Origin of the sequence: Micromonospora sp. M42 (genome assembly GCF_000568915.1) — a bacterium.
Taxonomy (GTDB): domain Bacteria; phylum Actinomycetota; class Actinomycetes; order Mycobacteriales; family Micromonosporaceae; genus Micromonospora; species Micromonospora chalcea.
This window is the reverse complement of sequence record NZ_KK037233.1, coordinates 893,605-905,279: the sequence shown is the minus strand read 5'-3', so window position 1 is coordinate 905,279 and position 11,675 is coordinate 893,605. Positions and strand designations below refer to the sequence as shown.

17 protein-coding genes and 1 pseudogene are annotated in these 11,675 nt (G+C 74.9%); 11 read left to right on the top strand and 7 right to left on the bottom strand.

The window, feature by feature from the left end; all coding sequences use genetic code 11:
* Both MCBG_RS32870 and MCBG_RS03750 read left to right on the top strand, forming a co-directional pair.
* Nucleotides 1-198, top strand: a 198-nt coding sequence (locus tag MCBG_RS32870) for a hypothetical protein (RefSeq protein ID WP_043323895.1), incomplete at its 5' end; no start/stop codon positions are given.
* A 73-nt stretch (nucleotides 199-271) separates the two neighbouring features.
* Nucleotides 272-532 carry a hypothetical protein gene (locus MCBG_RS03750; protein WP_043323893.1) on the top strand — a complete coding sequence of 87 codons (261 nt, stop codon included), beginning with the start codon at nucleotides 272-274 and terminating at the stop codon, nucleotides 530-532.
* On the opposite strand, the gene rnhA is transcribed toward MCBG_RS03750, so the two are convergent.
* On the bottom strand, nucleotides 451-1,014 hold the full coding sequence (rnhA, locus tag MCBG_RS03745; RefSeq protein ID WP_043323891.1) for a ribonuclease HI: 564 nt from the start codon (nucleotides 1,012-1,014) through the stop codon (nucleotides 451-453). The two genes, MCBG_RS03750 and rnhA, sit on opposite strands and share 82 nt — an antisense overlap.
* 70 nt (nucleotides 1,015-1,084) lie before the next feature.
* On the opposite strand from rnhA, the gene MCBG_RS03740 reads away from it, so the two are divergent.
* The 4 genes and pseudogenes from MCBG_RS03740 to MCBG_RS34695 all read left to right on the top strand — a co-directional run bounded on the left by MCBG_RS03740 (nucleotide 1,085) and on the right by MCBG_RS34695 (nucleotide 3,083).
* A complete protein-coding gene (locus tag MCBG_RS03740; protein ID WP_223201052.1) occupies nucleotides 1,085-1,873 on the top strand; it encodes a tyrosine-protein phosphatase in 789 nt (262 codons plus the stop codon).
* Nucleotides 1,874-1,964: 91 nt separating this feature from the next.
* On the top strand, nucleotides 1,965-2,129 hold the full coding sequence (locus tag MCBG_RS33625) for a hypothetical protein (protein WP_223201051.1): 165 nt from the start codon (nucleotides 1,965-1,967) through the stop codon (nucleotides 2,127-2,129).
* Nucleotides 2,126-2,536 (top strand): annotated as a pseudogene (locus MCBG_RS34700) (serine hydrolase domain-containing protein); the annotation flags it as partial. The gene MCBG_RS33625 and the pseudogene MCBG_RS34700, both read left to right, overlap by 4 nt.
* Nucleotides 2,537-2,714: 178 nt before the next feature.
* Nucleotides 2,715-3,083, top strand: a complete 369-nt coding sequence (locus MCBG_RS34695) for a serine hydrolase (protein ID WP_369799261.1) — start codon at nucleotides 2,715-2,717, stop codon at nucleotides 3,081-3,083.
* On the opposite strand, the gene MCBG_RS03730 is transcribed toward MCBG_RS34695, so the two are convergent.
* The 5 genes from MCBG_RS03730 to MCBG_RS03710 form a co-directional block, all read right to left on the bottom strand.
* Entirely contained in the window at nucleotides 3,080-4,264 is a 1,185-nt protein-coding gene (locus MCBG_RS03730) for a lycopene cyclase family protein (RefSeq protein WP_043323890.1), read from the bottom strand. The two genes, MCBG_RS34695 and MCBG_RS03730, sit on opposite strands and share 4 nt — an antisense overlap.
* Nucleotides 4,265-4,312: 48 nt before the next feature.
* Nucleotides 4,313-5,560 (bottom strand): MFS transporter, encoded by a 1,248-nt coding sequence (locus MCBG_RS03725; protein WP_043323888.1) that lies wholly within the window; start codon nucleotides 5,558-5,560, stop codon nucleotides 4,313-4,315.
* Between the two features lie 42 nt (nucleotides 5,561-5,602).
* Nucleotides 5,603-6,748 carry an RNA polymerase sigma factor gene (locus MCBG_RS03720; RefSeq protein WP_043330112.1) on the bottom strand — a complete coding sequence of 382 codons (1,146 nt, stop codon included), beginning with the start codon at nucleotides 6,746-6,748 and terminating at the stop codon, nucleotides 5,603-5,605.
* A gap of 8 nt (nucleotides 6,749-6,756) precedes the next feature.
* The gene (locus MCBG_RS03715; RefSeq protein WP_043323886.1) at nucleotides 6,757-7,164 is read right to left on the bottom strand and encodes a YciI family protein; all 408 of its coding nucleotides are present in this window, start codon (nucleotides 7,162-7,164) and stop codon (nucleotides 6,757-6,759) included.
* A gap of 178 nt (nucleotides 7,165-7,342) precedes the next feature.
* A complete protein-coding gene (locus MCBG_RS03710; protein ID WP_043323885.1) occupies nucleotides 7,343-7,756 on the bottom strand; it encodes a DUF6069 family protein in 414 nt (137 codons plus the stop codon).
* A gap of 169 nt (nucleotides 7,757-7,925) precedes the next feature.
* On the opposite strand from MCBG_RS03710, the gene MCBG_RS33620 reads away from it, so the two are divergent.
* The 5 genes from MCBG_RS33620 (at nucleotide 7,926) to MCBG_RS03690 (ending at nucleotide 11,129) form a co-directional block, all read left to right on the top strand.
* Nucleotides 7,926-8,336 carry a hypothetical protein gene (locus MCBG_RS33620; RefSeq protein ID WP_223201050.1) on the top strand — a complete coding sequence of 137 codons (411 nt, stop codon included), beginning with the start codon at nucleotides 7,926-7,928 and terminating at the stop codon, nucleotides 8,334-8,336.
* A 107-nt stretch (nucleotides 8,337-8,443) separates the two neighbouring features.
* Nucleotides 8,444-9,025 carry a sensor histidine kinase gene (locus MCBG_RS03705; protein ID WP_255358579.1) on the top strand — a complete coding sequence of 194 codons (582 nt, stop codon included), beginning with the start codon at nucleotides 8,444-8,446 and terminating at the stop codon, nucleotides 9,023-9,025.
* Entirely contained in the window at nucleotides 9,022-9,690 is a 669-nt protein-coding gene (locus tag MCBG_RS03700) for a response regulator (RefSeq protein WP_043323883.1), read from the top strand. The genes MCBG_RS03705 and MCBG_RS03700 overlap by 4 nt, the downstream gene beginning before the upstream one ends.
* Before the next feature lie 241 nt (nucleotides 9,691-9,931).
* Entirely contained in the window at nucleotides 9,932-10,414 is a 483-nt protein-coding gene (locus MCBG_RS03695; protein WP_043323881.1) for a hypothetical protein, read from the top strand.
* Nucleotides 10,415-10,487: 73 nt separating this feature from the next.
* Nucleotides 10,488-11,129: a class F sortase gene (locus MCBG_RS03690; RefSeq protein ID WP_043330111.1), complete on the top strand. Its 642-nt coding sequence runs from the start codon at nucleotides 10,488-10,490 to the stop codon at nucleotides 11,127-11,129.
* Nucleotides 11,130-11,132: 3 nt separating this feature from the next.
* Here MCBG_RS03690 and MCBG_RS03685 read toward each other — a convergent pair.
* Nucleotides 11,133-11,675, bottom strand: a 543-nt coding sequence (locus MCBG_RS03685) for a phosphotransferase (RefSeq protein WP_043323879.1), incomplete at its 5' end; no start/stop codon positions are given.

Below are 11,675 nucleotides of genomic sequence, written 5' to 3'. Positions count from 1 at the left end.
GAGGCCGGGCAGGTTCCGCTGGTGCAGACGGCCGCGGACACCGACGTGCCGGCGCCCGCACCCGGCGTGCCGAAACCGGACGAGGTGACCGAGGACGACGGCTCCGGCATGGCGGGTGGCGCCTCCGGCAGCAGCTCGGGCGGCTCCTCGATGCCGACCCACCCGGACGCGGCCCGCGGACGGGACGCCGCCGGCTGAGCAGGCGCGAGCACCGGCCGGACACCAGGCCACCCGAACGTTTGCCGTCACCCGCTGCGGGCAGGAGTGCGACATGACCAGTGAAGAGTCCTTCGGCCGCGCGGCCGGCGACGAACCCGACGGCGTGACCGCGTACGAGGCGTCCCTGCGCCCGCCGGGCGAGTCCCTGCACACCACCGACGACACCGGTGACGACTTCGCCGACCTGCCCGCCGAGGACCGCCGGTCCGCGCGGGAGGTCAGCCGCGCCGGCTACGACGTCGACGCGGTCTCCGGGACCGGCGACCCGTCCGAGGAGCCGGAGGAGATCGAGGAGGGCCGGCCGCTGCGCTGACGCGTGCGCGGGGCGGCGGCCGTGCCGCTCCGCGCCTCGGTCATGCCCCGGTTCGCCAGCGCGTCCGCGCGTTCGTTCTCCGGGTGCCCGTTGTGGCCCTTCACCCACAGCCACGTCACGTCGTGCCGGGCACAGGCCGCCTCCAGCGCCTGCCACAGGTCGGCGTTCTTCACCGGCTGCTTCGCGGCGGTCAGCCAGCCGTTGCGCTTCCACGCGTTCAGCCAGCCGGTGATGCCGTTGCGTACATAGGTGCTGTCGGTGTGCAGCCGTACCGTGACCGGGCGGGTCAGGCTCTCCAGCGCCCGGATCGCGGCGGTCAGCTCCATCCGGTTGTTGGTGGTCGGGGTGGCCTCGCCGCCGCACAGCTCCCGCTCGTGCCCGCCCCAGCGCAGCACCGCGCCCCACCCGCCGGGCCCGGGATTGCCGCTGCACGCGCCGTCGGTCCAGATCTCCACGACCCGGCCGGTCTCCGCCTCCGCCATGCCCGGCAACCTACCGGGTACGCGGCCACGCGGGACCACAGGACCCGCCGCGCGCGGCTAGCGTGCCGGTATGACCGCTCCCCCGGACTTCGCCACCCTCTGCAACTTCCGTGACCTCGGCGGCTGGCGGACCGGCGACGGCCGCACCGTCGCCCGGGGCCGCCTCTACCGCTCCGACTCGCTGGCCAAGCTCGCCGGTGACGACCTGGAACGGTTCGCCGCGCTGGGCGTGCGCACCGTGATCGACCTGCGCTACCCGTGGGAGATCGCCGACCGCGGCCGGGCCCCGGAGAGCCTCGGCGTGACCTGGCAGAACCTGAGCATCGAGCACCGGCCGTACGTGCAGGCCGACATCGATCCCGACGTGGACCCGTGGCGCTACCTGGCCGACCGGTACGCCGAGGTGGCCGAGGACGGCGTGGCCGAGCTGCGCCGGGCGATCGAGGTGATCGCGGACGGCGAGCATCCGCTGGTGTTCCACTGCGCGTCCGGCAAGGACCGTACCGGCCTGCTCGCCGCGCTGGTGCTGTCCCTGCTGGGGGTGGACGACGACCAGATCGCCGCGGACTTCGCGCTCACCGAGCACTCCACCGACCGGCTGGTCGCCGAGTGGCGGGACCGCAACGGCGGCGCGACGCCGGGCTGGCCCGCTTACGGGCGGGCGCCGGCCGAGGTCATCCGGCTGGTGCTGGTCTACCTGCGGGCCGCACACGGTTCCGTGCACACGACCGACCGGCCGGCTCGGTGTCGACTTTGTAGACGATCGACGCGCTGCGCGCCCGGCTGCTCACCGGCGACACGGACCCGCTGCCGATCCAGGGCGCCACCAGCGCCACGCTTTTTTTTTTTTTCCCGCTGAGCGCCGCCGCCCGGCCGAGCACGCAGCGACGGAGAACCGGCGGCCGAAAAGCGAGCGACGGCGGCGCGGCGGTCTGGCACGCTGCGAGATCGTGGACACGCGGTGGGACGGCCTGCGGGCCGAGGTACGGGACACTATCGACGAGCTGGTCTCCTCCGGCCGGGAGGCCGGTGTGCAGGTGGCCGCGTACCTGGACGGGGTGGCGATCGTTTCTTCACGACGGGGCTCGCCGACACCACCACCGGACGGCCGATGACCGCCGACACGCCCGTGCACGCGGTCTCCACCGGCAAGGGACTCACCGCCACCGTCGTGCACGTGCTCGCCGAGCGGGGACGGCTCGACTACGACCTGCCGCTCGCCGCGGTGTGGCCGGAGTTCGCCCGGCACGGCAAGGACGCCATCACGCTGCGGCACGTGCTCACCCACACCGCCGGCCTGCCCGCGCTGCCCGCCGACGTCACGCCGGAGGACTTCACCGACTGGACGCGCATGTGCGAGCTGCTGGCAGACGCGCGGCCGCTGTGGGCGCCCGGCGAGCGGCTGGCGTACCACGCCTGGACGTGGGGGTGGCTGCTCGGCGAAGTGGTCCGGCGGGTCACCGGCGCACCCGTGTCGCGCGTGCTCGCCGACGAGGTGGCCGGCCCGCTCGGCGTGGACCGGGAACTGTTCCTCGCCGTACCGGAGGCGGACCTGGCCCGGCTGGCCCGGCTGGAGGACGCCGGCCTGTCCGCGCTGATGACCTGGGCCGGGGCGAACCTGCCGCACTTCGACGCGGTCGCCCCGCCAGCGGTACGCCCCGACACCGTCATCGGTTCCCGCCCCGACGTGCTGCGCGCCGATGTGTCCGTCGGTCGGCACGATGAGCGCCCGCGCGGTGGCCCGGATGTACGCGGCGCTACTCGGCCCGGTCGACGGGGTACGGCTGATCTCCGCCGCACGGATGCGGGAGGTGTCCGCCCCGGCGGTACGCGCCCAGGAGTGGGTGTTCGGCCAGGAGAGCACGTTCGGGCTCGGGTACGCGGTCGAGGACGACGGATCGTTCGGCACCGCCGGTAGCGGCGGCAGCCTCGCGTTCGCGTACCCGGATCTGGGGTTGACGGTGGCGGCGGTGCGCAACCGGCTCGGCGCGGGCGACGGCGACCCGATGGAGCAGCTGCGGGTGCTGGTGCGCGACCGCGTCGCCGAGGCGACCGGCCACCGGAGCTAGCGGCGCAGGCGGGCCCGCAGCCGGCCGGCCGCGTCGCCGAGCACCGCGCCGGTCATCGGCAGCAGCGGGCTGGACCGCATCACCGCCAGATCCTCGGCCGGGCTGGTCACGCCGTCGAGGAACCGCAGCACCCGCTCCGCCGGGTTGCGGTCGAACAGCCGCTCGAAGAACTCCACCCCGCCGACGTGCCCCCGGTCCAGCGCGCGCAGCGCCACCGCGTCCATCCACAGGTGCCGCCCCGGGTACGCGGGCGCGGGCACCGGCGGACAGCCGGCGGCGAGCGCCAGGGCCACCTGGTCGGCCTGGCGCAGCATCGCGGAGAACGTGAACCCGGTGGACGGCCGGGTCGCCCCACCGGCGGTGCCCAGCCGCACCACCCGCGGGCTGGGACGGGGTTCGAACGGGCCGTCGGTCATCGGGATCACGCCGTCCTCGACCTCCCGCACCCGCAGCGCGGTCAGGTCCAGCCCGAGCAGGTCGGCGTAGCCGCGCAGCGCCGTGTCGTAGCCCGCGTCGTCGAGCAGTTCCGGCCCGAACTCGGTGTACTCGACCAGCGCGAACCGGTCGTCGACAGGCAGCACGTACCCGAAGGAGACGCCGCGCTGCGGCTGTGGGGTGCGGAAGTCCATCAGAACGGCCCGCTGCGGATCGAACGTCGGCCGGTCGGCGGCCAGCCACCAGCCCCGGAAGTGCTGCAACCAACTGGTACGCCCCGGTCGTTTCGGCCGCCGGGGCCGCGAGTCGAGCACCCAGCCGGCCCGCACCAGGTCCCGCCCCTCCGGGTCGCAGACAGTGACCCGCTCACCGTCGTCGTGCAGCTCCCCCGCCGGAGCGCTGATCCGGACCGCGTCCAGCCGCCGCTCGGCCGCGGCAGCCCGGTCGTAGACCGGGGCGGAGCGCAGCATGGCGTACCGCAGCGGGTCGAGCGTGAGGACGCGGCGGCCGGCGCGCGTGACCACGTCGACCTGCGACCAGCTCGCGCTCAGCAGCGGATCGAGGTCGTCGCCGGGCAGGCCCCAGAACGCCCACGTGCGGTCCTGGCCGCGTTTGTGCACCGGGTCGACCACCGCGACCCGCAGCCCGGTCACGCCGTGGCGGTCCAGCGCGGCCAGGACCAGGGACGCGGCGCCGCCGCCGCCGACCAGCGCGAGGTCGACGTCGACCGCTGAGGATGCCTGCACCCGACCACGCTGTCACATCGGCGGGCGCGGTCACCGGCCGACCCGCGCTCAGGCCACCGGGGCGGGCTCCTGGGGTGCCGGCTGGGCGTAGGCGGCGGCCACCGTCGCCCGGTCGAAGACCCGCCACGTCGCGGCGATCACCGCGACCGCCACCACGAAACCCACCCAGTACGGCGCGGTGATGCCGAACCGGGCCGCCACCACACCGCCGAGCAGCGCGCCGACGCAGTTTCCGCCCGCCGCGACGAACAACGTGGTGCTGCCGACCCGGCCCATCAACGCGGGCGGGGTGAGCCGCTGCCGCAGCGAGTTCGCCACGATGTTCCACAGCGCGCTGTGCGCCCCGAACGCGAACAGCGCGAACCCGACCACGGCGGCGCTGCGGGACGCGGCCAGCGCCAGGTGCAGTCCCGCCTCGACCAGCAGCCCGGTCCGTACCGTCCAGGTGGGCGTGATCGCGGCGATCAGCCGGTCCCCCACCACCGAGCCGAGCACGCCGCCCACTGCCATGCAGGTGAACAACGCGCCGTAGCCGACCGAGCCGAGACCCAGCCGTTCGGTGGCGAGCAGCACCAGCACCGCCACGGCGGCGGTGAGCGTGACGTTGAGCAGGCCGATCAGCACGGTCATGGTGCGCAGCAGCCGCTGCCCCCACAACCAGCGGAACCCCTCCGCGACCTCCGCCCGCGCCGAACGCCGCCCGTCCGGCGCCGGCCCGGCACGGTACGTCCCGGCGAGCAGCCCGACCAGCACGGCGCTGAGCGCGTACGTGCCGGCGTTCAGGGCGAACGGCAGCGACGCCGCCAGCACGAACAGGAACCCGCCGAGCGGGCCGGCGATCATGTTCTGCATCACCTGGGTGCCGCCGCCCAGCCACCCGTTGGCGCGTTCCAGCAGCGAGCGCGGCACCACCGCCGGCAGCACCGCCTGCGCGGCGGTACGGAACACCACCTCGCCGGTGTTCACCACGAACAGCACCGCGTACAGCAGCGCGATCCCGGCCCGGTCGGCGAGCATCGCCGCCGCGAGCACGGCGAGCGCGCCGACGCGTACCCAGTCGATGAGCACCATCAGCCGCCGCCGGTCCACCCGGTCGGCCAGCACGCCGCCGGGCAGCGCGAACAGCAGCCACGGCAGCCACGACACCGCCGCCCCGGCCGACACCACCAGCGGATCGTCGGTGAGCGACGCCACGTACAGCGGCGCGGCCACAGTCGCCGTCCCGCTGCCCAGCGCGGACAGCGTGCTCGCCGTCCACAGTCGGGCGAAGCGCCCGCCGAGCCGTTCCCCCGTCACGGCGAGGCAACCTACCAGCGGCGACGAACCCTGCCGACCGGTTTATCCGGGGCGGCGGGAGTTGAGGCGGGCCGCCTGCCGGTTGAGGTGGTCGCGTTCGGCCAGGCTGGCCGCGCGACGGGCCGCGTCGGCGTACAGGCCGGCCGCCCGGTCCGGATCGCCGTCGCGTTCGTGCAGGTACGCGGCCACCGCCGTGTACCGGGGCAGCGTGTCGTCAAGCGCCGCGAGCGCCGCCAGCCCGGCGCGCGGGCCGTCCGCCTCGCCGACCGCGACCGCCCGGTTGAGCCGGGCGATCGGGTTGCCGGTCAGGCGCACCAGCTCGTCGTACCACTCGACGATCTGCACCCAGTCGGTCTCCGCGGCGGTGGGCGCGTCCGCGTGCAGTGCCGCGATCGCGGCCTGGGCCTGGAACTCGCCGAGCCGGTCGCGGGACAGCGCGGTCTGCAGGATGCCCACGCCCTCGGCGATCAGCGCGCTGTCCCACCGGCTGCGGTCCTGCTCGGCCAGCGGCACCAGGCTGCCGTCGGGCGCGGTCCGGCCGGCCCGGCGGGCGTGGTGCAGCAGCATGAGCGCGAGCAGCCCGGCCACCTCGGGATGGTCGATCGCGGCGGCGAGCTGCCGGGTGAGCCGGATCGCCTCGGCGGCCAGGTCCACGTCGCCGGAGTAGCCCTCGTTGAACACCAGGTACAGCACGCGCAGCACGGTGGCGACGTCACCGGGCTGGTCGAGGCGAACCCCGGAGACGGTGCGCTTGGCCCGGCTGATCCGCTGCGCCATGGTGGCCTCCGGCACCAGGTACGCCTGCGCGATCTGCCGGGTGGTGAGCCCGCCGACGGCGCGCAGCGTCAACGCGACGGCCGACGACGGGCTCAGCGACGGATGCGCGCAGAGGAAGTAGAGCCGCAGCGTGTCGTCCACGGCGGGCACCGGGCCGGGCGGCGGCTCCTCGTCGATCAGGTCCTCCCGTCGGCGCCGGGCGGCGTCGGCGCGGACCGCGTCCAGGAACCGGCGCCACGCCACTGTGACCAGCCAGCCCAAGGGGTCGCGGGGCGGGTCGGCCGGCCAGACACGCAGCGCCTCGATCAGCGCGTCCTGCACGGCGTCCTCGGCCGCCGCGAAGTCTGCTCCGCGGCGGACGAGGACACCGAGCACGCCCGGGATGAGGCTGCGGAGCGCGACCTCGTCCATCGGACGGATCACTCGGTGATGGTCGGCGGCGCGGTCAGGAACGGGCGCAGCTCCAGCCACTCGTGGATCGGCTTGCCGCCCTGCCCCGGCGCGGCCGACAGCTCGGCGGCCAGTTCGAGGGCACGCTCGTAGCTGTCCACGTCGATCACCATCCAGCCGGCGATCAGGTCCTTCGTCTCGGCGAACGGACCGTCGGTCACCGGCGGTCGGCCCTCGCCGTCGTAGCGGACGAACGTGCCCTCCGGGGCGAGCGCCTGGCCGTCGACGTACTCGCCGCTCTCCTGCAGCCGGGCCGCGAACTCCTGCATGTAGTTCACGTGCGCGGAGATCTCCTCCGGCGTCCACTTGTCGATCATCGGCATGTCGGTGACCGGGGTCGGACCGCCGCGGTAGTGCTTCAGGAGCAGGTACTTCATCTGTGTCTCCTCATGGAGGGTGCGACCCATTCTGGCCGCGTTCACTCCGGGGACGAAGCCGCCTGCCCGTTCTCGACATCGGTGGCGGAGGAATTTCGAGCGTCACATCGCGTAGGGCATCCTAGGAGGCTAGTTCTGGAGGCCGGGCCGCCTGCCCCCGTCGCGGCGGCCCGGCCCGTCAGGCGGCGGCGCGGCGCAGGCCGATGATCAGCACCGTGCCCGCGACCAGGTGAAACGCCACCAGCATCAGCGTCGCCGCACCCCCCACTCCCCCGCTTAGCGGCCCGAGCAGCGACACCAGCAGCACCAGGCCCGCGACCACCGTCCAGACGGTCCGGGCGCGGGCGGTGAGCCGCTCCAGCAGGGCCAGCAGCGCCCAGCCGGACAGCCCGGCGAGCAGCGTGCTCACCGCCACCGCCACCGGCGTCACCCGCTGCACGTCCGAACCGGTGCGCGCGGTCAGCTCCACCCCGGCCAGCGGCACCGCGACCACCCAGCCCAGCAGCGTGGCCACGGTGGCGGCGAGCACCGTCAGCAGCCGCACCCGGCGGCGGGTCGGGCGGGTGGCGGCGGTCGGAATCGTGGTTTCCATCGGTAGCTCCTCGGCATCGGGACGACTGCCGCCGACGCTAGGTCCGGCGGGCCGCCGCGCGGATCGGGCCGCGGAGCGGTTCCCGGCTCCGTCGCCGGACCGATCACCGGCCCGGATCTCCGTCTGGCGACCGATGAGAAGCGGTGCGCCCGCGGCCTAGCATCCGGGCATGAGGTGCGCGTCCCGGCCCCGGCTCCTGCTGCTGCTCGACGGCGGCATCGCCACCGTGAGCCTCGCCGTGTGCCTGCTCGCGCTGCTGGCCTCCGACGCCGGCCCGGACACGACCGGCGCGACCGCCGTCGCGGTCGGCCTCGCCGTCGCGCAGGCCGGCTGTCTGCTGTGGATCCGGCGCCACCCGGAGTACGCCCTCGGCGTCGCCGCGCTCGCCGGCGTCGGCCTCGAGGCGCTCTGCCCGCAGCTCGGCTGGCTCGCCTGGTCGCGGTGCCGATGGCGTACGTGGCCCGGCTGCGCCCGCCCGGTACTCGCTCGTCGCGCTCGGGCTGCTGCTCGCGCCCACGCCGTGGAAGCTGGTCCCGGCGGCTGGCGGGACCTGCTGCTGGCGGGACCGCGCTGGGCCTGAGCTGGACGCTCGGCGAACTGCAACGGGGCCAGGCGCAGCGGCGTGGCGAGCGCGAACGGCAGGTACGCGCCGCCGAACGGGAGCGGATCTCCCGGGAGCTGCACGACGTGGTGGCGCACCACGTCGCGGTCATCGCGGTGCAGGCCGCCGCCGCCGAGGACGTGTTCGACGAGCAGCCGGAGCAGGCCCGCGCCGCGCTCGCCGCGATCGACACGGCGGCCCGGTCGGCGCTGACCGAACTGCGGGCCATGCTGCACGCGCTCGCCCTCGACGACGGGTCCGAACCGGACGGACCGCAGCCGGGGCTGGCACAGCTCGACGCGCTCGCCGACGCGGTACGGGCGGTGGGCCTGCGGGTGACGCTGCGGCGCGACGGCGACGGCGAGGCGCTGCCCGGCGGGGTGCAGCTGTCGGCGTACCGGATCGTGCAGGAGTCGCTGACGAACGCGCTGCGCCACGGTCACGGCACCCGCGCCGACGTGGACGTCGATTACCGCGACGGCGTACTGCGGCTGGAGGTCGTCAACGACGGCCCGGCGCCCGCCCGCCGCCCCGGCACGACCACCGGGCGCGGCATCGTCGGCATGCGGGAACGGGCCCGGCTGCTCGGCGGCACACTGGACGCCGGCCCGCTGCCGGCCGGCGGATTCCGGGTCCACGCCCGGCTGCCGGTGGAGGCGGCCCGATGACGGTACGGGTGGTCATCGCCGACGACCAGGAGCTGATCCGCGCCGGGCTGCGCACAGTCCTCGACGCGCGGCCCGACCTGAGCGTGGTCGGCGAGGCCGCCGACGGGGTCGAGGCGGTCGCAGTCGCGACGCGTACGCGGCCGGACGTGGTGCTGATGGACGTGCGGATGCCCCGCCGCGACGGCATCGCCGCCACCCGCGACCTGGTGGCCGCCGGCAACCCGGCCAAGGTGGTCATGCTGACCACGTTCGACCTGGACGAACACGTCTACGCCGCGCTGCGCGCCGGGGCCAGCGCGTTCCTGCTCAAGGACACCCGCCCGGCCGACCTCGCCGAGGCGGTACGCGTGGTGGCCCGGGGCGAGGCGCTGCTCGCGCCGACTGTGACCCGGCGGCTGCTGGACCGGTACGCCGACTGGCTGCCCGCGCCCACGCCCACCGGTGACGCCCTCGCAGTGCTGACCGCCCGCGAGCGGGAGGTGCTGACGCTCACCGCGCGGGCACTGTCCAATGCGGAGATCGCCGCCCGGCTGCACCTGAGCACCGCCACCGTGAAGACACACGTCTCGGCGATCCTCACCAAGCTGGGCCTGCGCGACCGGATCCAGGCGGTGGTGCTCGCGTACGACACCGGGCTGGTCCGGCCGGAACCGCCCGTCCGGTAGGCGCGAAACGGACAGCGGACCCAGACACGGCGAAGCGGGACGGCTCGCCGTCCGGCCTGGCCCGGCATGTCCACCCTCCGACGGCGGCAGGGAGCACACCGGACGGCAACGAAGATTTCTCAATTACCCCCAGTGACCGCCGCAACCCTCCTAGTGTTGGCCACACCGGTGCTCGTCACGGAGTTGGCCACCCGAACGACGTCCCACGCCTACAGCGGACGAAAAGTGAGGGAAGACGCGGATGAAGGCACAGTCATTTCTCGGATCGGCGGCGTTCGGCGTGGGCCTCGGCGCACTGCTGCTCCCGGCCGCCGCGCTGGCGGACACCAGAGTCTCACCCGCCGCCACCCCGGTCGGCGGCACCGTCGTGCTGACCACCACGTGCAACCCGAACGCCGGTGACGCGATCTTCCGGGTCACCGGCCCGGACCGGGACCAGAACGTCCGGTCCACCACTGCGGCCGCGGGCGGTGGCCTGAGCGCCGAGCTGTTCACCGCCGGATTCACGCTCGGCACGTACACCGTCGCCACCACGTGCGGCGACGGCAGCGACGGCGGCAGCGCCACGTTCACCGTCACCCCGATCGGCGGCGCGCAGGCCGGTGGCGGCGGGCGCGACGGCGACACCGGGGTGCTGGTCGCCGGGGGCGTGCTGGCCGCCGGGGCGCTCGCCGGTGGCGCGTACGCGGTCATCCGCCGACGCCGCGCGGGCGCCGTCGCCTGACCGGATCGTCGAGCGGTCCGCCCGCGCCGGAGCACCCGGCGCGGGCGGCACGTCCCTGTCGGACGGAGGTGGGATGCTGTCGGAGTCGCAGCGCCGGTCGCGGTTGCGCACCGCCGTCGTGGTCACCGCCGTCACCGTCGCCGCCGCCACCGGCACCGGACTGGTCTCGGCCGGGCTCGGCACCACGTCGACGCCACCGCCACAGCCCGGCGTCTCCGCCGCGCCCGCCACCGAACGACCGGGTACGGCAGGCCCGGCGCTCCCCCGCGCCACACCGGTGCGGGTGACCATCCCGCGCATCGGCGTGGACGCCGAGATCGTGCCGGTGGCCACCGACGCCGACGGCGCGCTGGAGGTGCCGCCGCTGGAACGCCCGGAGGTCACCGGCTGGTACCACCCCGGTCCCGCCCCCGGCCAGGCCGGCAACGCGGTGCTGGTCGGGCACGTCGACTCGCAGCACGGCCCGGCGGTCTTCTTCGACCTCGGCCGGCTGCGCCCCGGCGACACGATCCGGGTGCTGCGCGCCGACGGCCGGACCGCGGCGTTCACCGTGGACGGCGTCGGGGCGTACCCGAAGGAACGCTTCCCCACCACGCGGGTCTACGGCGGCGACGCTGCTGCGCGGCTGCGTTTGATCACGTGCGGCGGGCGGTTCGACCCGCGGACCGGCAGCTACCCGGACAACATCGTGGTCTTCGCCACCGCTACCCGCTGACGCTCAGCCTTCCAGGTCGGCCAGTTCCGCGTCGAGCAGCTTCGCCAGCAGCGCCACCCGGCCCGGGTCGTTGTCGGCGGTGATGTTCCGGCTGGGCATCTCGACGGTCATCAGCAGGTAGAGGTACAGCCGGTACAACCCGAGCCGCCGCCGCGCCCCGGCGTCGAACGGGAACGGCGCCGCCGCCCGGTAGGCGCGCACCAGCGGGTCGTCCGGCTCGTCCTCGGCGCGGCGGAACAGCAGCGGCGACACCAGGTCCATCAGCGGATCGCCCCACAGGTAGCGTTCGCCGTCGACCAGGCCGGTGAGCCGGGGCGTGCCGTCCGGCCCGTCCACGGCGAGCACGTTGCCGGCCCAGCCGTCGAAGTGCAGCAGCGCCGGACGGCGTACCGCGTCGAGCACCGCCGCGTGCCGCGCCACCAGCTCCCGGATCCGGGACGCCGGCACCGGCAGCGGCACCGCCCAATCGGCGGCGTCGGCGAGCATGTCGTCCACCATCGCCGTGTACGCGTCCCGCCAGGTAGCCCCGTGCGCCCGGTCGCCGTC